19 protein-coding genes are annotated in these 23,249 nt (G+C 43.0%); 9 read left to right on the top strand and 10 right to left on the bottom strand.

Going from position 1 to position 23,249, the window contains the following annotated elements; genetic code table 11:
• Positions 1-39 precede the first annotated feature (39 nt).
• The 4 genes from ACI3E5_RS00430 to ACI3E5_RS00415 all read right to left on the bottom strand — a co-directional run bounded on the left by ACI3E5_RS00430 (position 40) and on the right by ACI3E5_RS00415 (position 4,340).
• Entirely contained in the window at positions 40-678 is a 639-nt protein-coding gene (locus tag ACI3E5_RS00430; RefSeq protein WP_142965160.1) for a DUF624 domain-containing protein, read from the bottom strand.
• Positions 679-684: 6 nt separating this feature from the next.
• Positions 685-1,572, bottom strand: a complete 888-nt coding sequence (locus tag ACI3E5_RS00425) for a carbohydrate ABC transporter permease (protein ID WP_015508704.1) — start codon at positions 1,570-1,572, stop codon at positions 685-687.
• A 16-nt stretch (positions 1,573-1,588) separates the two neighbouring features.
• Positions 1,589-2,521, bottom strand: coding sequence for an ABC transporter permease (locus ACI3E5_RS00420; RefSeq protein ID WP_005232878.1), 933 nt, complete (start codon positions 2,519-2,521; stop codon positions 1,589-1,591).
• 148 nt (positions 2,522-2,669) lie between these two features.
• Positions 2,670-4,340 (bottom strand): extracellular solute-binding protein, encoded by a 1,671-nt coding sequence (locus ACI3E5_RS00415; RefSeq protein WP_123833475.1) that lies wholly within the window; start codon positions 4,338-4,340, stop codon positions 2,670-2,672.
• 204 nt (positions 4,341-4,544) lie between these two features.
• Here ACI3E5_RS00415 and ACI3E5_RS00410 point away from each other — a divergent pair, with 204 nt between their 5' ends.
• Positions 4,545-6,050 carry a response regulator transcription factor gene (locus ACI3E5_RS00410; RefSeq protein WP_123833474.1) on the top strand — a complete coding sequence of 502 codons (1,506 nt, stop codon included), beginning with the start codon at positions 4,545-4,547 and terminating at the stop codon, positions 6,048-6,050.
• On the top strand, positions 6,044-7,759 hold the full coding sequence (locus ACI3E5_RS00405) for a sensor histidine kinase (protein ID WP_015508701.1): 1,716 nt from the start codon (positions 6,044-6,046) through the stop codon (positions 7,757-7,759). Before ACI3E5_RS00410 ends, ACI3E5_RS00405 begins: the two co-directional genes overlap by 7 nt.
• A gap of 63 nt (positions 7,760-7,822) precedes the next feature.
• Here the strand turns inward: ACI3E5_RS00405 and ACI3E5_RS00400 are convergent, their stop codons facing one another.
• Positions 7,823-8,437: a TetR/AcrR family transcriptional regulator gene (locus tag ACI3E5_RS00400; RefSeq protein WP_185953965.1), complete on the bottom strand. Its 615-nt coding sequence runs from the start codon at positions 8,435-8,437 to the stop codon at positions 7,823-7,825.
• Between the two features lie 319 nt (positions 8,438-8,756).
• Here ACI3E5_RS00400 and ACI3E5_RS00395 point away from each other — a divergent pair, with 319 nt between their 5' ends.
• Genes ACI3E5_RS00395 through ACI3E5_RS00385 form a run of 3 tightly spaced genes read left to right on the top strand, consistent with a single transcriptional unit; the run spans position 8,757 to position 9,821 of the window.
• On the top strand, positions 8,757-9,083 hold the full coding sequence (locus ACI3E5_RS00395; protein WP_005226473.1) for a PadR family transcriptional regulator: 327 nt from the start codon (positions 8,757-8,759) through the stop codon (positions 9,081-9,083).
• Complete coding sequence (locus ACI3E5_RS00390) at positions 9,070-9,660, top strand: DUF1700 domain-containing protein (protein ID WP_010748498.1); 591 nt, start codon at positions 9,070-9,072, stop codon at positions 9,658-9,660. Before ACI3E5_RS00395 ends, ACI3E5_RS00390 begins: the two co-directional genes overlap by 14 nt.
• Positions 9,657-9,821 (top strand): hypothetical protein, encoded by a 165-nt coding sequence (locus ACI3E5_RS00385; RefSeq protein ID WP_005226470.1) that lies wholly within the window; start codon positions 9,657-9,659, stop codon positions 9,819-9,821. The genes ACI3E5_RS00390 and ACI3E5_RS00385 overlap by 4 nt, the downstream gene beginning before the upstream one ends.
• A 292-nt stretch (positions 9,822-10,113) precedes the next feature.
• Here the strand turns inward: ACI3E5_RS00385 and ACI3E5_RS00380 are convergent, their stop codons facing one another.
• Positions 10,114-10,599: a DUF2798 domain-containing protein gene (locus tag ACI3E5_RS00380; protein WP_005226468.1), complete on the bottom strand. Its 486-nt coding sequence runs from the start codon at positions 10,597-10,599 to the stop codon at positions 10,114-10,116.
• A 258-nt stretch (positions 10,600-10,857) separates the two neighbouring features.
• Between ACI3E5_RS00380 and ACI3E5_RS00375 the strand changes: the two genes are divergently transcribed.
• Positions 10,858-12,231 (top strand): MFS transporter, encoded by a 1,374-nt coding sequence (locus ACI3E5_RS00375; RefSeq protein WP_074934334.1) that lies wholly within the window; start codon positions 10,858-10,860, stop codon positions 12,229-12,231.
• A 121-nt stretch (positions 12,232-12,352) separates the two neighbouring features.
• Here ACI3E5_RS00375 and treP read toward each other — a convergent pair whose 3' ends face one another.
• Positions 12,353-14,332 (bottom strand): PTS system trehalose-specific EIIBC component, encoded by a 1,980-nt coding sequence (gene treP / locus ACI3E5_RS00370; RefSeq protein WP_074934335.1) that lies wholly within the window; start codon positions 14,330-14,332, stop codon positions 12,353-12,355.
• A gap of 336 nt (positions 14,333-14,668) precedes the next feature.
• Between treP and ACI3E5_RS00365 the strand changes: the two genes are divergently transcribed.
• Genes ACI3E5_RS00365 through treR form a run of 3 tightly spaced genes read left to right on the top strand, consistent with a single transcriptional unit; the run spans position 14,669 to position 18,732 of the window.
• Positions 14,669-17,296 carry a glycoside hydrolase family 65 protein gene (locus ACI3E5_RS00365; protein WP_498820698.1) on the top strand — a complete coding sequence of 876 codons (2,628 nt, stop codon included), beginning with the start codon at positions 14,669-14,671 and terminating at the stop codon, positions 17,294-17,296.
• 14 nt (positions 17,297-17,310) lie between these two features.
• Positions 17,311-17,961, top strand: a complete 651-nt coding sequence (gene pgmB, locus ACI3E5_RS00360; protein WP_347482858.1) for a beta-phosphoglucomutase — start codon at positions 17,311-17,313, stop codon at positions 17,959-17,961.
• Positions 17,962-18,015: 54 nt separating this feature from the next.
• Positions 18,016-18,732 (top strand): trehalose operon repressor, encoded by a 717-nt coding sequence (gene treR / locus ACI3E5_RS00355; RefSeq protein ID WP_005226457.1) that lies wholly within the window; start codon positions 18,016-18,018, stop codon positions 18,730-18,732.
• A gap of 298 nt (positions 18,733-19,030) precedes the next feature.
• Here the strand turns inward: treR and rny are convergent, their stop codons facing one another.
• The 3 genes from rny to ACI3E5_RS00340 all read right to left on the bottom strand — a co-directional run bounded on the left by rny (position 19,031) and on the right by ACI3E5_RS00340 (position 23,233).
• Positions 19,031-20,605, bottom strand: coding sequence for a ribonuclease Y (gene rny, locus ACI3E5_RS00350; RefSeq protein WP_005232891.1), 1,575 nt, complete (start codon positions 20,603-20,605; stop codon positions 19,031-19,033).
• A gap of 243 nt (positions 20,606-20,848) precedes the next feature.
• A complete protein-coding gene (gene recA / locus ACI3E5_RS00345) occupies positions 20,849-21,892 on the bottom strand; it encodes a recombinase RecA (protein WP_005226448.1) in 1,044 nt (347 codons plus the stop codon).
• 102 nt (positions 21,893-21,994) lie between these two features.
• Complete coding sequence (locus tag ACI3E5_RS00340; protein ID WP_347482857.1) at positions 21,995-23,233, bottom strand: competence/damage-inducible protein A; 1,239 nt, start codon at positions 23,231-23,233, stop codon at positions 21,995-21,997.
• Positions 23,234-23,249 lie beyond the last annotated feature (16 nt).

Genomic DNA, 23,249 nt, shown 5'->3' with positions numbered 1-23,249 from the left:
AAAATTCCTCCATTCAACGTTGCTAACCATAAAACCCAGTTACTTTTCTGCTATTTCTACCTTCTCATATTTCTTGAAAATTGCCAACAATAACTGACAGCGTACATACAAAAAACAGCTAAGACCAAAAAAGCAGGCAATGTACATGCTGAAAACCAGCGCATAGGGTGAAAGAAGCATGATGACAATAGGGGCTACAGTCAGAAGATGAAGACTAAGTATTTTAAAAGGGTGCTTTGCGGCGACTTTGATGCTGTTCAAAAGGATCGTTTTGATTTCGCTATCGTAACGTGCGAGTAAGAAAAACGAAACTTGGAAAAACTGAAGCCACATGAACGTACAAATTACTAAGCCTACGGTAAAAAGATCAGGAGTCCCTTTTAGTTGGAAATAATACAACCAATCAGCAGTCAAAAGCCACAAAGAAAAAAGTAGACTAAGCCAGATGAGAGTGCTCTTTCGAAAGCTTTGGCAAAAGACCGACCAAAACTGCTGAACAACAGTCGGTGCTTTTCCTTCTATCAGATCAGTCGCCACTTTAGAACCCGCAGTGATGGCTGCGCCGATCGTGAAGAGCGGCAAACTAAAAAACAAGAGCAGTACATTCAATAGGAGCAACTGGCTGAATTTCCAAGCGATTCGTGCGAAGAAGTTTTCTGAATGAAAAAAGTGTATCATGTGGGTTTACTCCTTTACTGATCCGACAACGATTCCTTGAACGAAATATTTTTGTAGAAGCGGATAAATAATCAATAACGGCACCACTGCCACCACGATCTTCGCTGCATTCAAGTTTCGATCAGAGACCGCTAGTAGACTTTGTAGCTGCTCGGAAGTCAAATTTCCGGCTTGTTGCATTGTTTCAGCAATGTTGACTGATAGTGTTTGGATATAGGTCATTAAAGGATAGTTTTCAGTCTTGGTCATATAGATCAGTCCACTGAAAAAATCATTCCAACTGCCGACAATACTGAATAGAGAAACTGTTGCCAAACAAGGCAATGACATTGGGATATAGATTCGTCCCAAAATCTGCAGTGGGTTGGCACCATCGATCCGAGCAGATTCTTCCAATGATTTGGGGATTCCCCGAAAGAAATTCATCACCAAGATCACACTGCCGATAGGGACTGCACTAGGTAAAATCAGGGACCAAATCGTATTCAATAACCCTAGATTGCGAACGACTAAATACGTTGGGATCATGCCGCCGCTGAAGAGCATAGCAAAAACCATCACGCCCATGAATAATTTTCTCGTTCGAAATACTTTTTTTGATTTAGACAGCGGGTAAGCCATCGTTACGATCATCAAAAGGTTCAACAGCAGCGAAACGATCACACGAATGACCGAGATTCCAAAGGAACGCCAAAATTGCTGATCGCTCATGATGCGCTCATAAGCTGCTAAGGTCAGATCCACTGGCCATAGCCCCACAGCATTTGCCGCGACCGCACTGCTGCTGCTTAAAGAAAGTGCCACGACATTCAACATCGGTACTAAACAAGAAAGAGCTAAAACAATGACGATCAAATAAATTACTGCATGCCGTATACTAAATTTTTCTTTCATCTCTTTTTTCCTTTCCTTAAAACATCACTCTGTCAGTCTTCTTCTCCGCAATTTTGTTGGAAGACCAAATCAAGAATAGACCGATCACCGATTTGACCAGACCAACGGCAGTCCCTAAGCTGTAGTCTCTACCGATCAGACCGATTCGGTAGACATAGGTATCGATAATATCACCGCTTTGATACACAACCGGAGAATACAGGTTATAAATTTGGTCGAAGCCGGCATTTAAGATATTAGGCAGCGACAAAATCGTCATCAGTAAAATAAAAGGCATCATCCCAGGCAGGGTTACATGCCAGACTTTTTTTGACCAAGAAGCACCATCCATCGTGGCTGCTTCATATAACCCTGGATCAATCGAGGTAATGGCAGCAAGGTACACGATCGAACTGTAACCGAAACTTTTCCAAACATCGGTCCCGATCAGCAAACGCGGAAACAACTGATTACTACCCAAAAAGTTTAATGGTTCTACACCAAAGTTTTGTAAAATCTGATTCACCGTTCCATCAAGGCTGAATAAATTGACCACTACTGAAGCCAGTATGACCCATGAAAGAAAATGGGGCAAATAAACGATGGTCTGAATGGAGCGTTTCATCCACTTTACACGTACTTCATTTAATAGAATCGCAAAAAGAATCGGTACGATCGTATTAAAGATAATTTTCCAAAAAGCGATAAAAATCGTGTTTTTAGTCACTAAGAAAATATCTGGTAAACTGAACAAATAGCGAAAGTGCTCGAATCCCACAAATTCAGAACCTAATACACCTTTCGCTGGCACATAATCTTGAAATGCCATCAACAGCCCAAACATAGGACCATAAGAAAAAATCAAAATAAAAATGATGCCTGGTAAAATCATCCCTAAAAAGAAAAGCTGGTCTCGAGAAAACCACTTTTTCTTTTCTTTTTTGCTTTCTTTTTCAACAGAAAGTTCCATTTACTTACTCCTCCATAAATTTTTTGCCTCACCAGCCGCTTGATGAAAAAATTCGAACAAAGAAAAGGCACCTGCAGTCGATTTCCCTGCATACAACCTTGCTTTTCTTTGTTCGAAAGACGAGTGTCAGAACCGCTGGAGTGGCCGCTTAATTATCTGCTCGCTGATCTACTACTTCTTGCATTTCTTCAAGTATGGCTGTTCCACCTTGGCTATTCCAGGTTTCAACATAGTTATCGAAGTTTTCCAGGGGTTCTTCTCCAGTGATAAACTTAATGAAGGTCTCTTCCTCCAGTTTCCCTACTTGTGCGCCGTTTCGTTCATTGGCTTTGATCGAATCAAAACGCGGTGGTTTCACTTCATTCAAGCGTCCTTGCTCTCTGATACCGCCCATCACATTATTGACGGCTAAATAGCGGGAAGCATAGCGGGTCCAGTCCACCGGATCAGTTTCTTCAGGGCTATCCAGATATTGCTTGATTTTTTCGGCATTTTCTTTGATGAAGAAGTTAGAGATATCATCGATAGATGTTTCACCAACCGCCGCCTTGGAAGCTTCTACAGCATCATCAATCTCACTATAGGCTTTTAAGAAAACAACATTCCATGGACGAACCGTCCCATCGACATCCACTTTCGCATAGTCATAAATTTCCGGAAACTCGGTTTCAATATCTTCCGAGTTGGCAACTTCACCATAAATCAGATTGATCATCTCCATGATTTTTTCCGGCTCAGAAAAACCTTTGCGCACCACGATGTATTGCCCAGTGCCACGGTTAGCCACGGCATTGACCTCGCCATCGCCGTTAGCATTTTCAAGCGCATAAGGAACAAATTCAGCATTCGGATCATTTTGTTTAGCTTGTACTAACCCCCAGTCAGGCATGTGCCAAGGACCAAAAGCGATGCCCGTTTCTCCATTAACCATCATGGCATGGATATCGTCATACGTCCGGGTACCAAATTGCGGATCCATGAACCCTTCATCTTGCCATTCCTTCAACAGCGTTAGTGCTTCTTTCATTTCTGGCGTATTGGATCCATAAAACATCTGTCCATTCTCATCTTGGAGATACGATTTTGGGTAGGCTCCAAACGCATTCATAATGGCTGTCCCTGTATATGCCGTGCCGCCATGATTTGGCGAGGACAACCAGAAGGCCAATGGCAAACCAACCGCTTTTCCGGTGTTGGCTAAATCATTTTCTTGAAAAGCAATCGCTGTTTCCTTCAACTCATCCAATGTAATTGAGCGATTGCCATCTTTATCCAGTTCAATCCCCAGCTCATCTAGCCAGTCCTGGCGCAACCAGACAAGATTGGGCCCGAAGTCATCGCTAGTAGATGGGATCGCCATCAAGCGATCATCAAACGTAGCTGCTTCTAACTGAATCCCATCAAACGAATCATAGATGTCTTTTAGAAAATCGTCGGCATGCTCCTCAAATACTTCGGTCAAGTCTTCCACTAAATCATTGTTAACTAATTCTTCCAATTCATCTCTTGATCCGACGATCATTGTATCCGGTAATTCCCCTGAAGCGATCGCTAGCGATACTTGCCGATCGTAATCTTCCCCGTGGGCTTCAAAGGCACTCTCCAGTTCGATGCCCAAGCGTTCTTGAATCAATCGAGTATACGCGTTGTTGCTGTAAGAGTCCCCCTCCGGCAGTTTTGAGTTCGGTGCGGTTTGGCGTCCGATCGTAATCACGGTATCCCCATTTTCATTGGTCTTTACTTCTTCTGAACTGCATCCTGTCATAATAAGTGCTGAAGCCATGGCTGTTAAAATTGCTGTTCCCCGCCTGAATTTCATTGTTTTCCTCCTCAAACTTTTTTGATATCCTTATTATACGCAATCGCTTCCATAGAAAATATAGCACTTTTTTCAGATTTATAGCACGATTTCCAGAAAATAAAACGTTTACAAATTTGCTCTGTTGCTTTTTTTGTTTATCGCTTACTATAGAAAGAAGAAGCGACTGTGTAATTTTCTCTATACGAAAGGACGGCGAAAACCATGTACCGACTGCTGCTTGCTGATGACAGCTACGATCAAAGAGAAGTGATCAAATACTTCTTGAGTCAGCATGAAAAAGAATGGCGGATCGAAGAAGCCAAAAATGGCCGCGAAGCCTGGCAACTTTTTCAGAAACAGCCCTTTGACTTGATAATTACCGACGTAAAGATGCCCTTTATGGATGGACATGCCCTCGTAGCGAGAATCAAAGAAGCAGTTCCTGAAATTCCTGTGATGTTTATCAGCGGCTTTGAAGATTTTCATTATGTAAAAAAAGCCATACAGTTACAAGCGGTTGACTACCTCTTAAAACCAATCGACCCTGATGATTTTTATGAACAAATAAATAAAATCATTCTTTTTATTGATCAACAAAAGCAGCGCTCTTACACAAAAACAATCGCACAAACCCATTACTTGAAAGAGATTTTGAGTAAACTTTTTTATGGCTATCCTTGGCATTCACTGCCGAAAGAAGAGCAATCGGTTGCACAAGATTTTTTTAAGACTCATCCCTCTTTTTTTCTCGTTACTTGGCCGCTGGATTCTTGGAATGCGCCGGATTTTGTTCCTTCGCTGTCTGCTGCATTTCCTGAAATGTTCAGTTTGTTTTTAGCTCCAGCACAACTGCTCTTTTTTAACGAACCTTTGCCAAAAAGGGAAATCGAGGAGCGAAAAAACAACTTGACTACCTATTTTTCCGAGCAGTTTCAGCAAAAAATAACACTTTTTGACAGCGGACCAGTTCCCCATCATTCCGGGGTGTACGGCACCTATCATGACTTACTGAAGACCAGTCAGCGGTCTTTTTATCAGCAAAACAAAGGGAAAATCTGCCAGCTGCTTCCGGGAGATCACTACATCGTCAAGAAAGCTCTTTTTGAAAAAACCGTTTCGTATGTGAATCAATACGAAAGTAAAAAAGCACACGCGCTTGTGAAAACAGTTTTCGACTGCTTTGAAACAAATGGACGTGAGGAACCAACCAATACCAAATTTTATTTTGCGACCTTTTATCAAACCATCATCGATCAGTGCACGATCGCCTTTGATGCGGAGCATGGCGCTAATCAGATCGGAAAAATACTGGAAGCGCCAAGTCTACAATTAATTGCGGATATTTTTGATGCCCTCTTCCGTTATATCCATGATGCACTGCTTCAAATCAACGGGAGTCAGTCAAATGACTATGTGCGCCAAGTAAAATCCTATATATTCGCTCATTTTCACCAAGAGTTGAGCTTGGAGCGCTTAGCAAAGGAAGTCAATATCAATCCTAACTACCTAAGCGAATTATTCAGTACTTCTGAAGGCATGGGTATCACCAAATACATCAAGTCTTACCGTATCAAACAGGCTCAGAAGCGTTTAAAGAACTCGAACTGCAGCATTCGAACTATCTCCAAACAAGTTGGCTTTAATCATTATTCCTATTTTTGCAAAACGTTCCGAGAAATTGTCGGAATGACGCCGGATGCCTATAGAAAGAGAGGTCCCTCTTGTTAAGAAAAGTCCACGATTGTTTTAAAAATTTTCGTTTTCAAAAAAAGATCGCCCTTATTTCGATTCTTTCAAGCATTGTTCCTCTGATCGTTTTGACCTTTGTCGGGGTATCTATCATCCGAGCCTTTATCCAACAGCAGGAAAAAAGTGCTTACTCCGATAATCTCAAAAGTATCAGCTATCAGTTAGAAAGCAAGATCCATACCTATCGGGACAGCCTGCTTTTCTTAGCCAACAATACCGCCTTGACGCAAGAACTTTCTAGTCAACGCTTCTCAAACTTTGATCAATACAATCTCTTTCAAAATACGATCGTGCCTTTGTTTCACAGTGTTCGTTTTCCGCAAGCAGATATCAAAGGCATCACGCTATACACCACGATCGATCTTTATGATCATGGGCAATATGTCAAAAAAATCACTGCTGACACGGCGCTACCTTTTCTCAAAGAGAAACCCTCGACTGAAATTCGCACGTATTTTGACAAAGAACGGGAGGAACTTTCTTTTTATACCAACCTTTTTTTAAAAGGCCATACCGCAGATTCCCTAAACTACATCGTTTTGACCATCGATCGAGCAGCATTGTTCACGAATCTTGATGCAGTCACTGAAGAACCTTACGATTTGACGATCCAGTCAGAGACCGGGCAGACGCTTTACCGCATTGATTATTTGACGAAGCAGCAGCGTACTCAAAAACAGTGGTTGGTTGGAAGCGCAGTTATTGAAGAAGCCCCTGTACTGCTGGATAATCATTGGCAAATCGTTTTTGTTAAAACCGCACAGTCATTTTTCAGCAGTCTACTGTATCTAGTTGGTGCGGCACTCATTATCTTTGGTTTTGTATTAGTGATATTGGTTTTATCCAGCTGGTGGCTAGCAAAAACAGTGGTACAGCCGATCAATTCTTTGGCCCAGCAAATGGCTTCTTTATCAATGGATCAATTCAAAATCGAGCATAGTTATTCTTCAGAAGATGAAGTTGGACAGTTATACACCAATTTTCAAAAAATGCTAGATAAAATCGCTGAGCTGATCAATGAAGTGTATGAAGCCGAACTGAAACAAAAAGAATACGAATTGCGAGCTCTGCAAGCCCAGATCAATCCGCATTTCTTTTATAATTCCTTAGCATTGATCAGCAATACTGCCACACTAAACGGCAACCACGAAATCCGTGAGATGGCTCAGCTGCTGTCTCGATTCTACCGTCTCAGCCTAAACCAAGGATCCAATCGGTTATCCGTCAGCAAAGAACTCGATCTGACGATCACCTATGCTAAAATTCAGCAAAAAATGCATCACCATTCCTTTGATTTAGTCCTCGAAATTGACTCAAATATCGATGAATATCCGATGATCAATCTACTCTTGCAGCCGTTTGTCGAAAATGCCGTCTTTCATGGGCTGGATCATATTGAAGATGACCGCAGAGGTGTATTGACGATCCGCTGCCTCAAAGAAGGACAATGGCTGCGGTTTGAGATTCAAGACAATGGTCCCGGGATTGATCCTGAACAGCTAAAACAACTGGAGCAACCTTCTGATCAACATTATGGTATCAACAATGTACGCCAGCGGCTAGCACTGTACTATGGCACGCAAGCTTCCTTAGCGATTCAATCAGTAAAAGGTGAAAAAACCACAATTGTTCTACTCATACCGCAAGACTTGCCTCCTCAAAAAAAACCGTTAGTGAAGAATGTTTGATCACTAACGGTTTTTTGGTGTCGAAATATTCAGATATTTATTTTAATGCTTGATTTCAAGTACCTATTCTTCTACAGCAAACGCACCAGCCTCTAACAATGCTTGCGGTCCCCGATCACGTGGCGCGCTTTTTGGTTCCTTTAACATTCGTTCCCAATACTCAATGGTATCTTTCATAAAATCATTCTTGCTGTCACTACACCCTTCACGAATAAACAGCAATACCAACCCACTAAAAAAGATCAAGGCTTCTTCATGATATTTTCTCAGATCGCTTTTATGCGCACATTGAAAAACAGCTGATTCAGCAATTGCTTCTTGAAAATAAGCAAAAGAACGCTCTTTTATGTAAGGACCACAGCCAATATCATTTAAAAAAAGTGCGAAAAAGAGGTTACGATTGCGGCTGGCAAATACGTAATAGTCCTGCCAAAAGCTGTATAAGGAATCGAGTGTCTCTTCTGACTCTTTTTTTGTTTCGTGAATGTCGCGAAACACATCATCAACCATCGCCTGTTTATAATTTTGCATGTTTGAAAAATTTAAATAGATCGGTTGGGTCGATGTTCGTGCATATTTAGCAATGTCGCGGACAGTGATTGGTCGATAAAGATATTCCACCAGATATTTTTTTAAGCAATTGATCAAATATTTTTTCGTAATCGTTGCTTTTCTCATAATACCCCTTCCTTTCTGGACGTCACCAATTCTTGCTGATGTTCGTCTCATTCACTTTGACTACTTGCAGCTTTTAGAAGCACAACCAACGCCCATTTTCTTACTGAAAGTAATCTTTATACTTCTACTTTAACAAAAAAGAGCACGTTAACCTATACTTTCCGCCGATTTTCTTAATTTTATTTTTTATTTTTGACCATTTTATTAAAGAAACTCTTGTTGTCTTATGGTGCTCAGACTTAAGGCTGATTTTGACTGGTGCTGCTTGTGGAATGATACTATGTAATGTATAGTATGAGTATGAACAGGAGGAGAGCCTTTGGATGCCCAATTAAAAAAAGGATTATTGGAAATTTGTGTGTTGGCTTATTTGCAGCATGGTGACTCTTATGGCTATGAATTAGTCAAAAACATATCTCCTTTACTGCCAATCTCAGAATCAACGCTCTATCCTATCTTGAAGCGCTTAGAAGCCAGCCGAGCGGTTGAGACTTATAATAAAAGCCATCAAGGACGGACCCGAAAATATTACCGCTTGACCAAAATCGGAAAACAGCGGATCGACGATTTTTTAACCAACGACTGGCCCCAATTGACATTGATCCAGCGATTTATTAAAGGAGGAACATTAGATGAACAGAGTTGATTTTATCAAGGCATTGGCTGCGGAATTATCTGAAAAAGTCAGACCTAGCGAGATTCATCAGCTGATCAACTATTATGACGAGATGATCGAAGATTTGATGGAAGAAGGATACACCGAAGAAGAAGCCGTGGCACGCCTTGGCTCCCCAAAAGAACTGATCCAAGCAGTTACCGAAACGGAAGAGGTCGTAGTAGAGATTCCCCGCCGCTTTCATCCCTTTTTGCTCTTGATTTTAGTACTGGGCTTCCCATTGTGGGGCAGCCTCTTGTTAAGTGCCGCTTTGCTGATCCTAAGCTTTTTAATAATCATCTGGTGTGTGCCTTTCACCACTGGCATGATTGGTGTCACTACGTTTATCGGTGGGATCGCCAGCGTTGTCTTAAGTCCCATGCTGATGGCGGATGGTTTCTATCTCTTTTTAAGTCAGTTAGGCATGGGGATTTTCTTATTTGGTTTAGGGCTGCTTTGCCTGATCGCCACTTATAGTATGAGCCGACCTTTTTCACGTCTTACCCACTCCCTTGTTGTTTGGCCGAAATCATTTGTTCAAAACTATCGAAAGAAGGCAGTCCTATGATCAAAATCAATAAGCGCTTTTTCGTTTTTCTCAGTCTGTTGTTTATTATTCTCGGACTGGTCATCACCTTTATCGGTTTTTCAATGTCAGGCTACTCACCTGATGCCTACCATATTGAGCATCGTCGCTGGTATCAACTCGTTGGTTTCTATACGGAATAACAGACGGAAAATAATTATAAGTTGATTTTTTCGTCAGAAAAACTATCAATTTGCATTAATTTCATGTATCGGTGAAAAAATTGAACTTCTCTTTTTGACGGAACCATATTACTATATAGGTACATCCTGTATCCTATTTCATAGGGTAACCAGAAAAACCCATACCATCCTATGGGTTTTTTTGCTGTCTATAAAAGCAAAAAAACGTGCCGCAAGTCCAGGTATCGCCAAGCCAGCTGTTTTAGCTAACCTTGGCAGAACCTGTCTGCAGTACGTTTTTTCTAATGATCGATTATTCCCCTAGTACTGGCTGTTCTTGCACAGTGCCAATAGGAAACAAGGCGCGAAACACTCGGCGAACGATTGGACCTGCAATGAACAATTGCAACGGCAATGCGACGATCACATTTTTCCCAATGTTGCTTAGCCAATTGACGAACACCGAGTGATCAGGGTTTGGGTGCATCAACGCACCAAAGAGTGACATACAGATCACCATGCCGGCGATCATCAATGAAGAAATCAACCCGATTTTTTTCCAAGTAGCTGATTGATGGTCCAAAAATCGAAACGCCAAACCTTTTGCCGGACCAGAAACAATGAACCAATCCAAAATAAAGGCCACACAAAGGGCTAATGGCAATTCATTCCACGCCAATTGGAATGCCAATGCAGAAACACCGACTTGAAACATGAGGTTATAAACACTCATAAAATACACCATAAAAATACACATAAGTGTCGTATAGATCAAACTTTCTTTTTTGTTGATGGGCATGTAACAACTTCCTTTCTCTTTTTCGTACTCGACTATTCTAGCAGAAGAAAATTTTTCGTGTAAGTAAAAGTTTGAAAACTTTCAAAAAAGTTTTTTGCTATTTTTTTATCCACTTCTCTTGACACTTTCTTATGAAGTCAGTAGAATAGCGATAGATTAAATCGTACAGATAACAAGCGGGTTCGCTTGTCGAGAGAGAGGCGGTTTCTATGAGAATAGAAACGGTCTCTTTTTTTGCGAATTTTTAGAGGTGAGAATATGGAAAACAACAAAAAACTCGTGGGGGCGATCCTCGCAACCGGATTGATGTCATTTGCAGGTGTGCTGATTGAAACAGCCATGAATGTAACGTTTCCGACATTGATCGATCAATTTACGCTTTCAACATCCGATGTTCAATGGGTGACGACCATCTACTTACTTGTCATCTCCATCATTGTCCCAATATCGACCTACCTTTTGAAACGCTTCTCATTGAGAACCTTGTTTCTAGCTGCCAATGCCTTTTTCCTTGTTGGCTTGGTGATCGACTTTTTATCGCCGACGTTTGCCGTTTTGCTGATTGGCCGCTTTTTCCAAGGTGCCAGCACAGGGATCGCACTGCCTTTGATGTTCCACATCATTTTGACTTACTCCCCCTTTGAAAAACGGGGAGCGACAATCGGCTTAGGGAATTTGACCACTTCCATCGCTCCAGCGATCGGACCGACATATGGGGGCTTATTGACCGCCCATTGGTCTTGGAATGCGATCTTTCTTTTCTTGATCCCAGTCTTGCTGATCTCCCTAGTACTCGGCCTTTACTCGATCCCTAAAACGGCTGGGGCAAAAGACACTTCCCTGGATTTACTGAGTGTATTAGGAATCGTCTTGATGTTCAGCGGCTTCTTATTGTTCTTGAATCAAGTAGGCACCTTAGCGAGTCTACTGCCGCTGCTTTTCGGTTTCATTGGTGCTGGCTTGTTTTATCAACGCTCAAAAGGCCCGAACCCTTTGATTCGTTTGGCTGTTTTGAAAAACCGTAGCTTCAGTTTGTTTCTGTTTGGCTTTCTTGTTTGTCAGTTCCTTTTACTGGGCATTTCCTTTGTCTTGCCGAACTTTGTCCAACTCGTCTTGGGAAAAGATGCCTTTACTGCAGGATTAGTTATGCTTCCTGGGGCGGCGATCGGGGCGATCCTTGCGCCGATCTCTGGTCGGTTGCTGGATAAAGTTGGACCGAAAAAACCGATCCTGTCTGGTTTGACGTTGATTGCCATCGGTTGGCTTTCCTTAGCCCTCGTTTTGCGTTCGCCTTTCATTTGGAGCCTAGTTGCTGGACATGTCTTTTACATGATCGGGATCGGCTTAGCCTACAGCAATATGATGACCACCGGCTTAAACAAGCTGACTCCTGCGTTGTACGCGGACGGTAATGCGATCTTTAATACGCTACAGCAATTTTCTGGTGCAGTGGCGACGGCTGTGGTGGCGACCATCATCAATTTGGCACAAAATGCGGCGACCGATTACACCCAAGGGACGGTCATCGGCTCTCAAATCGCCTTATTCTTTTTGTGGGCCTTAGTCTTACTGACTTTCCTATTAACGATCAACTACTTCCGTAAAAGCACCGACAAAAAAGCCGTCAGCTAACTGCGGCTTTACCCATTGAAAACCAAGACAAAAGCCGCTCTCCCTTGAGGGCGGCCATAAAAAAATCCGCTTCCGATCCCCCTTCTTAGTCAAAGGGCGCTCTCGGAAACGGATTATTTTTTTAGTTTAATTCAGCGGAACCAACCGCTGTTTTGGCTGTCACTGTGCCTGTGGTCGTCAATGAAAGCTGACGCACTTTTTCGGCATTCGTGATGACTGTTAAAACATCTGTCTGTTTGCCAGCAGCGGTCACTGCATCTAGATCCATCACTGCAATCTTCGTTTCTGGTGTGACCGTGTCACCTTCAGAAACAAGGACCTCAAATGGCGCACCTTTTAATTCCACAGTATCTAAGCCCATATGAACAAGAACTTCCGCGCCACCAGACGTTAAAATCCCAATTGCATGCTTTGTTTCAAAAATGCTAGAGATCGTACCTGCAACAGGAGCATAAATCGTTCCATTCGTTGGCTGAACAGCAAAGCCGTCACCCATCATTTTTTGAGAAAAGACAGGATCAGAAACTTCAGTGATGGCAACTACTTTCCCATCAGCTGGGGCATAAAGGGTTTCTTCTGAAACTTGTGCCGCTTCTGGGGCTGCAGTTGTCGGTGCAGCCGTCGTTGGTGCAACAGCCGCTGCTGCAGCTGTATCAGCAGCCAATTGCGGTTCTAATTTATTTAAGAAGGTAACTTTTCTAAAGATGATGGTGCAAACAAACGTGATGGCAATCGTCACCGCCATTGAGATGAAGACCATTGGATAGTTTTCAATTTTAAATGATAAGAAGCCAGGCAGTCCCCCTACACCAATACCTAATGCACGGGTATTCGTTGCAGTGATCAGCATTCCACCAAAGGCAGAACCTACCATTGCTGCGACAAATGGGTAAACATATTTCAAATTGATCCCGAACATCGCTGGTTCAGTAACCCCCATGTAAGCAGAAATCGTTGCTGGAACAGAGACTTGTTCTTCTTTTTTATTGCCACGGTGAAGGAACCAAATCGCCAATACTGCCGTACCTTGCGCAATATTTGACAGCATGATCATTGGCCAAAGGTTGGTTGTCCCAAAATCCGCTACTAATTGAGAGTCGATCGCTAGCGTTGTATGATGCAATCCGGTAATAACCAAAGGCGCATACAAGCCACCGAAAATGAAACCAAATAACCAGTTTAATGGTGAGGTCAAGCCAGCATTTACGACCCAAGAAATGCCTGATCCGATTTGCCAACCGATTGGACCTAACACCATGTGGGCTGCTAAAATAGTTGGCAGCAATGAGAACAATGGAACGAAGATCATTGAAACCGCTTCTGGAATCCATTTCCGGAAGAATCTTTCAAGATAAACCAATAAGAAACCTGCCAGCATTGCTGGGATCACTTGTGCTTGATACCCAATTTTATCAATAGTGAAGAACCCGAAGTCCCACGTATAATTTTGAGCAATTTCTGCAGCAGAAGTTGAACTTACTGAATAAGCATTTAATAATTGCGGTGAAACCAATGTAATCCCTAAAACAATCCCTAATATTTGCGTGGTTCCCATCTTACGTGTAATACTCCAAGTAATCCCTACTGGTAGAAAGTGAAAGATGGCTTCACAGGGCAGCCATAAAAAGCCGTTGACACCGTTCCAAAAAGTAGAAGCTTGTGTAATGGTTTGTCCACCTAGAGCTTCTAGCGGTACACCTTCTAAGAAATTTCTCAGCCCTAGCATCAAACCACCGACAATAATCGCTGGTAATAACGGGGTAAAGATCTCAGCTAACGTAGCGATCGCTCGTTGCACGATATTTTGATTGTTTTTTGCAATCGCTTTACTTTGTTCTTTAGAAACACCTTCTATTCCTGATACATCGGTAAAATCATTGTAAAACGTTGAGACATCATTGCCGATAATGACTTGGAATTGTCCCGCATTGGTAAACATTCCTTTGACACTTGGAATTTCTTCAATTGCCTTTTCGTTTGCTTTTGACTGATCGTTCAAAACAAAACGCATCCGTGTCGCGCAATGTGTTACTGCGGCGATATTTTCTTTGCCGCCAACATATTCCAGCAGCTTCTCAGCATCATCACGATACTTTCCCATAATTAATAAACCCCTTTCATCTCCACTTGTATATATATGTTTTGATTACGCACTAATCATAACTTGATAATTTTGATATTGCAAGCGTTTCAAACCATTTTTTTTTACTTTTTCTATAAACAATACAAGCAAATAGCAAAGGTACCATATAAAAACCTTGATAAATAAACGTTTTTTAAAATGTTTCATTAATATAAAATAATATTGCCAACAACTTTATTTACTGTTTATTTGACAAAAAAGAATAAAAAAACAGGCTAGATAAATTGAAATAGCTTACAATTTACGTTATAATCATTTTGCATGTATAGACAAGTTTAAAGGAGGACAACTACTGTGAATACGATTATATTGTCTAAGGAACAATGGCTGTTAACGGATCAAACTGGTACGACCTATCCGTTTTCTGGGACTGACAGTGAGCGCGTTGCCGTACTGACCGCGCAGCTGCAACAAATGGAAGGTGGCGGGATCGTCTCTGAATCGCTGGTGTTTACAAATGAAGAAGGGACTTTTTCACTGGACCAATGGTTGACAGAAAAATTGAATCGTCCCTTTGTTTGCACTACGAAAGAACAGTATGAAGAAAAAACTGCTGAAATTCCTTGGCGCCTCGAATACTATGGCTACACCCCTGGTAAAGATGAATACTCGGTGGAGTCACTTTTAACCGTCGGTAACGGCTATTTAGGGCTGCGAGGCACAACGCCTGAGATGACCATTTGTGAAGCGAACTATCCAGGACTGTATTTAGCAAGTCTTTACAATACGGTGGAATCGGATGTTTCTGGTCATACCATCAGCAATGAAGACTTCGTCAATGCACCGAATCTGCAAAAAATGTACGTAAAGATCGATGATGAAGTGATCGATATCGCCAACAATCAGCTCCTTTCCTTTAAACGGACATTGGATTTGAAGACCGGCTTGTTCCAATCAGTGGCAGAAATTGAAACCAAAAAACAAAAGCGTCTGCGAATCGAAACGAAGAAGATCGCCAATATGCAAGACGTTCACCAATACAGTTTGGTCTATCAGTTTACTCCGCTGAACTTTTCTGGCACCCTTACCTTCGTCAGTGAAGCCGACGGATCGGTCTATAACTATAACGTCGCTCGTTACCGTAGTTTAACTAACCAGCATTTGACCGTGAAAGAGGCAGCAGCTGAACAAAACAAAGCGCATTTAGTGGTCACCACTAACCAATCACAGATTACCGTTGTCCAATCCTCTGAACTGTTTTCACAGGACCTACCATTGGCTGAGCTGCAAGCTGAAACAAATGACCAGGTCGTCCGTCAACAAGTAACCCTTGAGGTGACGGAAGGACAAACTTATCGGGTCGAAAAATCAGTTACTGTTGCCGCTTATCGCCAAGAAGAGCCGCAACCGGCATTTACGTTTTCTTCCTTAGCATTACCTGATTTTGCGACGATGTATACCGCCTCAAAACAAGCCTGGGCTGAATTATGGGCAAAAGCGGCCATCGAAATCACTGGTGACTTGATGTCGCAAAAAATGCTGAATCTGCATACGTATCATCTGCTGGTCTCCGCAGCACCGAATGCTTATCAGGAGTCCTTAGATGCCAGTATCACTGCCCGTGGCCTACATGGTGAAGCCTATCGCGGTCATATTTTCTGGGATGAACTGTTTATCTTACCGTTTTACATTCTACATTTTCCTGACACCGCCAAAGAAATTCTGCTGTATCGCTACCGCCGCTTAGCTGCTGCCAAAAAAGATGCCCAAAAAGCTGGCTACCAAGGCGCCATGTTCCCATGGCAATCAGGATTGGATGGCAGTGAGCAATCCCAAGAACTGCATTTGAACCCTATCAGCGGCGAATGGAAAGAAGATCACAGTCGCTTGCAACGCCATGTCTCCTTAGCGATCGCTTATAACATTTGGCAATACTGGCACAACACGCAAGATCGAGTCTTCATGGAACAATATGGGTTAGAATTGATGTTAGAAGTCGCTCATTTCTGGCAAAGTGCTGCCACCTGGGATGATGCTGCTCAACGTTACTTTATCGATAAAGTCATGGGACCAGATGAATTTCATGAAAGCTACCCAAATAGTGAACAAGGCGGCTTGAAAAACAACGCCTATACCAATATGATGGTAGTATGGTTGTTTGAAGAGATCGAGAACCTTCAACAACAACTTTCCGCAGAGAGCTTCCAAGCGGTATTAGAGAAAACGGCTTTAACCCCTGCAGATATTGCTGCTATGGCAGATATTCGTACCAAGCTGGGCTTAGAGATTGATCCAGAAGGCATCATTGCACAATTTGAAGGGTACTTCCAGCTGGAAGATCTGGATTGGGCTCACTACAAAGAGAAATATGGCAACATCTATCGGATGGACCGCATCTTGAACGCTGAAGGCAAGAGTGCTGACAGCTACAAAGTCGCGAAACAAGCGGATAGTTTGATGATTTTCTACAATTTCTCAAAAGAGCAAGTCAATCAGATTTTGGCAGATCTTTCTTACCAGCTGCCAACAGACTATATTGAAAAAAATCTCCATTATTACTTGGCTCGTACCTCCCACGGCTCGACGTTGTCACGCATCGTTCATGCCCAGTTGGCGGCAATGGTAGATGATCAGGAGTTGGCTTGGTCGTTATACCAAGAAGCCCTCTCTTCTGATTACCGTGATATCCAAGGCGGGACTACAGCAGAAGGCATTCACGCCGGTGTCATGGCTGCTACGTTGTTTATTCCATTAACCACTTTTGCTGGGATCGATATTCGAGAAGAGCAGCTGCAGATCACGCCAAACTTGCCGAAAGCTTGGGACAGCTTAGCCTTTCAGCTAGAAGTTCGCGGCACCCGCTTTGCAATGAATGTTACACATGAAACATTGACGATTACCGCTGATCAGCCAGTCACGATCTTAGTGAATGGGCAACAAGTTTCTCTAGAAGCAAAGAAAGAAGCAACGATTACTTACTAAAAGGAGTGTTACACATGAAAAAAGGATTTGTTTTTGATTTAGACGGCGTTATCACGGATACGGCCAAATACCACTACATTGCATGGAAAGAATTAGCTGCGGAGATCGGGATCGAGATCGATTTGAAGTTCAACGAGCAGTTAAAAGGCATCAGCCGCATGGACTCTTTAGAGCGAATCTTAACCCTAGGCAACAAAAATGATGCCTACACAGAAGTCGAAAAAGAAGCGTTAGCGACGAAGAAAAATACCCACTATGTACAATTGTTACAAAGCTTGACTCCTGATGATCTATTGCCAGGGGTGAAGACATTCCTTGATGAAGCCAAAGCAAAAAACATTCCTTGTGCGATCGCTTCGGCATCCAAAAATGCACCGTTTATTTTGGACAAACTTGGGGTCATGCAAGACTTTGATACGATCGTTGACCCAGCAACCTTGAAAAAAGGCAAACCAGATCCAGAAATCTTTATCCAAGCAGCGCTGGCACTAGGCATTGAACCGGCAGAAGCAGTTGGCTTTGAAGATGCTCAAGCAGGGATCGACGGCATCAAAGCTGCTGGTATGTATGCGGTAGGTGTTTATTCAGGAGAAGAATTACACGGTACAGATGTGATCGTTGAAAAATTAACGGACCTAAACATTGACGAACTTTTGGCGAAATAGTCGATTGCATTTCCAAATTGGCCTCGCTATAATAGCCAAAGAGGGGGCAATCCGATGAACAAGTTCAAAGAAATATTTTTAGATTTAGAACAAAAAATTCTAGCAAACGAATACCCTCCGCATTCTTTGCTGCCTAGCGAAAACCAATTGATCAAAACTTATGGTGTCTCCCGCGAGACTGTCCGTAAGGCATTGAATTTATTGCGGGATGCTGGTTATATCCAAAAGAAACAAGGGAAAGGTTCAATCGTTTTAGACTTGAATCGCTTTGATTTCCCGATTTCTGGCTTGACGAGTTTTCGAGAGCTGCAAGATACCCAACGCATTCCTAGTGAAACAAAGGTTGTCGAGATCCGCAAGATCGCCGTTTCGCCAAAGCTGCACGAGACCACTGGTTGGCCTGTTGCTTCTGAGGCATGGAAACTGATCCGTCAGCGGAGAATTGATGGAGAAGTGGTGATTTTGGATAAAGATTACCTTGATGCTTCTATCATCGAAGAGTTGCCAGAAAACCGAGCGAAAGTATCGATTTTTGATTACTTTGAAAATGATCTTGGCCTTGAGATCGCTTATGCACAAAAAGAAATCACTGTTGACCCCGTCAACAAAGAATTGCGGGATCTAATGGATCTGCGTCCTGAAGATCAGCATGTCGTTACGGTTCGCAGCCTCGTGTATCTAGAAGACACGCGCTGTTTTGAATACACCGAATCGATCCACCGACTGGATAAATTCCGCTTTGTGGACTTTGCCCGCCGACGCAAGATTTGATGGACGTATAGACGTGAAACACATGAAACAGACCTGGACTTCCCCGAGAAGTCTGGGTCTGTTTTGTTTTTCAATAGCCCCCCAATCGATAATACTGGATCGATCCTCCCATTTTTCGCCTCTGTCGCTATCGAGCCATCCTTTTGCTTGTTCGTTGTTCTGTTGCCGACGAATAAAAAAGGCACGATCATTTATGGGACTGATGAAATAGAGTCGATTTTGCACAACTCAGCCGTCCTTATTGACAATCAGCTACACAAAAAAGCAGTATCCTCTGAGAGGATACTGCTTTTGCTTGCTATTTGGCGTAATCCGTTGCGCGGGTCTCGCGAATAACGGTTACTTTGATATGACCTGGGTAATCCAAATCGTCTTCGATCTTCTTGCGGATGTCGCGAACCAATCGTACAGCATCCAAATCAGAAATCTCTTCTGGTTTGACCATTACACGGACTTCACGTCCGGCTTGGACTGCAAAACTGGAATCGACCCCTTTGAAGCCGTTGGCGATATTTTCTAGGTTTTGCAAGCGGCGAATATAATTTTCCAATGATTCGCTGCGGGCACCTGGACGGGCTGCTGACAAGGCATCTGCGGCTGCAACTAAAACAGAGATAACCGATGTTGCTTCAACATCTCCATGGTGAGAAGCAATCGCATTGATCACCACACCATTTTCTTTGTATTTGGCAGCTAACTCAGCCCCGATCTCAACGTGAGAGCCTTCAATTTCATGGTCAAGGGCTTTCCCGATATCATGCAAGAGTCCAGCACGTTTGGCTAACTGGATATCTTCGCCTAATTCTGCGGCAAGAACACCGGTTAGTTTTGCGACTTCGATCGAGTGGTTCAAGACGTTTTGTCCGTAGCTGGTACGGAAACGCAAACGACCTAAAATCTTGATCAAGTCTGGATGAAGGGTGTGGGCGCCGACTTCAAAGGCTGCTTGTTCCCCATATTCACGAATATGCTCATCCATTTCTTTCCGAGATTTTTCGACCATTTCTTCAATTCGAGCTGGATGGATCCGGCCGTCTTGAATCAGTTTTTCAAGGGTCATACGAGCAATTTCACGGCGAATCGGATCAAATCCTGATAAGACGACTGCTTCTGGCGTGTCATCAATGATCAAATCGATCCCTGTCAATGTTTCAAGGGTGCGAATGTTCCGACCTTCTCTTCCGATGATTCGACCTTTCATCTCATCGTTTGGCAATGATACGACCGATACCGTGGTTTCAGACACTTGGTCTGCGGCACAACGTTGGATTGCTAAGGACAAGAGATTTTTTGCTTTTCGATCTGCTTCTTCCTTCGCACGCTGTTCAGATTCTTTGACCATGATCGTTAATTCATGGTTCAATTCCTCTTCCGTTGATTTCATGATCAACTCTTTTGCTTCATCTCTAGACAGCGCAGCGATGCGCTCTAATTCTTTCTGTTGTCCATCGATTAAGTTTTCTACTTCTTTTTCTCGCTCGTCAATTAATTGTTGTTTCTCACTAAGTCTGCCTTCTTTATCTTCAAGTGAGCGTTCTCGTTTTTCCAAAGAATCGTCCTTACGATCAAGAACTTGTTCTCTTTGGAGTAAACGATTTTCTTGTGATTTTAAATCAAGTTTGCTTTCTTTCAACTCACTTTCAATCTCTGACCGATACTTCTGATTTTCTTCCTTAGCTTCTAACAATGCTTCTTTTTTAAGAGTTTCTGCTTCTTTCTTAGCGCTTTCGATAATTCCAGCTGCAGAATTTTGGGCGCCGTTGATTTCTTTCTCATGACGAGATTTCGTCACATAAACTCCTAATCCAAGACCGACAATTAAACCGATGATAGCGAGGAGAATGTAAAGTAGTTCCAATGAATCCACCTCCATACTATCTTTTTAAATATTTTGTAATTTTGATTAACAAAGGATAACAAAATTATCAATTCGCTACTTCTTATGTGGAAATCCACATACGTTTATTCTAATGTTTGAACACAAGAGTGTCAACTTTAAATAATAAAGTAAACTTTCGCAACCCTTCCTTTTTACGGATGTTTTTTCAACAATGGACGAATCTAGCAAAAAGCCACAAAAAAGCCAAACAACGAGGTTGTTTGGCTTTTTCAAGACTTAGTCGTCTAATGGTAATTCTTCTTGCGCTTCCTCAAGGGTTACGGTCTCTCCTGTTCCAATCCCGTAAGCATCGCGGACGCGAGCAGAAACTTCTAACATCATTTCTTGGTGTTCACGCATGTAGTTTTTGGCGTTTTCACGACCTTGACCGATACGATCCCCTTTATAGGCATACCACGCACCGCTTTTATCGACGATGTCTTGTTCCACGGCCATATCCAGCAGTTCGCCTTCTTGGGAAATCCCTTGACCATACATCATGTCGACTTCTGCTACTTTAAATGGTGGCGCTACTTTGTTTTTGACTACTTTGATCTTCGTACGGTTCCCGATGATATCTGTACCGGATTTCAATTGCTCAGCACGACGTACTTCCAAACGGATGGTTGAATAGAATTTCAACGCACGTCCACCAGGTGTCGTTTCTGGATTCCCGAACATGATCCCAACTTTTTCGCGAATTTGGTTGATAAAGATCGCGATCGTTTTCGTTTTGTTGATGGAACCAGAAAGTTTCCGTAATGCTTGTGACATCAAACGTGCTTGCAAACCAACGTGGGTATCACCCATTTCACCGTCGATCTCCGCCCGTGGGACTAAAGCTGCTACCGAGTCAATGACCACGATATCAACCGCACCACTTGAAACTAAGGCGTCAGCGATCTCTAATCCTTGTTCCCCTGTATCTGGTTGTGATAACAAAAGATCATCGATATTTACGCCTAATTTTTGCGCATATTGAGGATCTAACGCATGTTCGGCATCGATAAATGCTGCTGTTCCGCCATTTTTTTGGACTTCCGCAATGGCATGTAAAGCAACTGTCGTTTTACCAGAACTTTCTGGGCCGTAAACTTCTACGATCCGTCCTCGTGGGTAACCACCTACACCTAATGCAACATCCAAGGCCAATGAACCACTTGGGATCGTTGAAATTTGTTGATCAACTTTTTCGCCAAGCTTCATGATGGCACCTTTACCATAGTTCTTTTCAATCTTCTTTAGTGCAGCATCTAAGGCTGCTTTACGATCATCTGCCAAACGGATAATCCTCCTTATATTCATCACTTTCGTGTGTCGTTCATAAGATAATAATAGTCCTTCTGACGGGAAATTGCAAGAAAAAACGAACAAACATTCGCATTAATTTAAAAATTCCTTACGTATTTGATTTAAGCCCGCCATGACGGCACTATGCCGAATATAGGCGCGGTCGCGGTTGAAGTGATACAGCTGGCTCGAGACGCCTTTGTCAGAAGCTAAGGCGATCCAAACGGTGCCTTTAGGCTGACCTTCTAACTCGTCTGGACCAGCAACACCAGTAAACGCCACCGCATAATCAGTCTCGGCTTGTTTGCGGGCATAGACGGCCATTGCTTCTGCACATTCCTGGCTAACAGTTCCATAACTTTCCAAAAGCCCTGGATCGATGCCTAAGAGCTTGCTTTTTGTTGCAGCAGAATATGTCACGAACCCACCGGGAAACACCTCAGAGACGCCAGGAATCCCTCCTAGTGTCGCTTGGAACAAACCAGCGGTCAAACTTTCCGCTGCGGTGACGGTTTTCTTTTTCTCGATCAGTCGCTCGACGACTGTTTCTGCCAGCGAATTTTGTTCCCCATACCCATAGAAATACGCACCGACCCGTGCTTGGACGGTTTCTTCTAACGCATCCAATTGTTTGATCCCTTGCGCCTCGTCTGCAGTTTTGACCGTCAGACGCAGCGTGACCTCATTGGGTTTGGCATAAGGAGCGATGGTGGGATTGACTTGATTCTCGATCAAATCGGCCAATTCTGTGACCAATGCCGATTCCCCGATCCCGTAATAGCGCAAAACGCGAGACAGCAAGACCTCTTCTTGGGGAAACTGCTCTAACAGAAGTGGTTTTGCGTGGGTAAGAAACATCGCCTGTAGTTCACTTGGTGGTCCTGGCAGCAGCAAATAACTGGTAGCGGCTGTCTGATAAAAGATCCCGATCGCTAGTCCATTGGGATTTGGCAAAGACACACCGTCCTTAAAAACGAGGGTCTGCCGCAAATTGTTTTCCGTCATCCTCCGTTGACTGTTTTCAAAGAAGGCTTTCAATTGGTGATAACCTGGTTCATCTCTGACTAACTCTTGTCCCACATGACGGGCAGTGACTTGTTTCGTCAAGTCATCGTCGGTGGGCCCTAAGCCGCCGCACAATACGATCAAGTCGCTGCGTTTGTCGGCGATCGTCAGCAATTCTTCTAAGCGATTGGGGTTGTCCCCGACAACACTATGATAAAAAACATCGATCCCAAGACTTGCCAGTTCTTCTGACAAGAAGGTCGCGTTCGTATTCACCACCTGTCCTAAAAGTAATTCGGTCCCGACTGCAATAATTTCTGCTTTCATTCGTTTACTCCTTCAT

The sequence above is a fragment of the Candidatus Enterococcus avicola genome (genome assembly GCF_047470845.1).
Taxonomy (GTDB): domain Bacteria; phylum Bacillota; class Bacilli; order Lactobacillales; family Enterococcaceae; genus Enterococcus_D; species Enterococcus_D casseliflavus.
Note: the sequence above shows the minus strand (reverse complement) of the source record. Positions and strands in the feature narration are given on the sequence as shown.

Excerpts from the sequence above, each read along its gene's own strand:
- ACI3E5_RS00385 (WP_005226470.1), top strand. The coding sequence starts at position 9,657 with ATGATCAAAATCAATAAGCGCTTTTTCGTTTTTCTCAGTCTGTTGTTT.
- treR (WP_005226457.1), top strand. The coding sequence starts at position 18,016 with ATGAACAAGTTCAAAGAAATATTTTTAGATTTAGAACAAAAAATTCTA.
- ACI3E5_RS00430 (WP_142965160.1), bottom strand. The coding sequence starts at position 678 with ATGATACACTTTTTTCATTCAGAAAACTTCTTCGCACGAATCGCTTGG.
- ACI3E5_RS00415 (WP_123833475.1), bottom strand. The coding sequence starts at position 4,340 with ATGAAATTCAGGCGGGGAACAGCAATTTTAACAGCCATGGCTTCAGCA.
- rny (WP_005232891.1), bottom strand. The coding sequence starts at position 20,605 with ATGGAGGTGGATTCATTGGAACTACTTTACATTCTCCTCGCTATCATC.
- ACI3E5_RS00380 (WP_005226468.1), bottom strand. The coding sequence starts at position 10,599 with ATGCCCATCAACAAAAAAGAAAGTTTGATCTATACGACACTTATGTGT.
- ACI3E5_RS00375 (WP_074934334.1), top strand. The coding sequence starts at position 10,858 with ATGGAAAACAACAAAAAACTCGTGGGGGCGATCCTCGCAACCGGATTG.
- ACI3E5_RS00340 (WP_347482857.1), bottom strand. The coding sequence starts at position 23,233 with ATGAAAGCAGAAATTATTGCAGTCGGGACCGAATTACTTTTAGGACAG.
- ACI3E5_RS00400 (WP_185953965.1), bottom strand. The coding sequence starts at position 8,437 with ATGAGAAAAGCAACGATTACGAAAAAATATTTGATCAATTGCTTAAAA.
- ACI3E5_RS00390 (WP_010748498.1), top strand. The coding sequence starts at position 9,070 with ATGAACAGAGTTGATTTTATCAAGGCATTGGCTGCGGAATTATCTGAA.
- ACI3E5_RS00420 (WP_005232878.1), bottom strand. The coding sequence starts at position 2,521 with ATGGAACTTTCTGTTGAAAAAGAAAGCAAAAAAGAAAAGAAAAAGTGG.
- ACI3E5_RS00410 (WP_123833474.1), top strand. The coding sequence starts at position 4,545 with ATGTACCGACTGCTGCTTGCTGATGACAGCTACGATCAAAGAGAAGTG.
- treP (WP_074934335.1), bottom strand. The coding sequence starts at position 14,332 with ATGGGAAAGTATCGTGATGATGCTGAGAAGCTGCTGGAATATGTTGGC.
- ACI3E5_RS00425 (WP_015508704.1), bottom strand. The coding sequence starts at position 1,572 with ATGAAAGAAAAATTTAGTATACGGCATGCAGTAATTTATTTGATCGTC.
- pgmB (WP_347482858.1), top strand. The coding sequence starts at position 17,311 with ATGAAAAAAGGATTTGTTTTTGATTTAGACGGCGTTATCACGGATACG.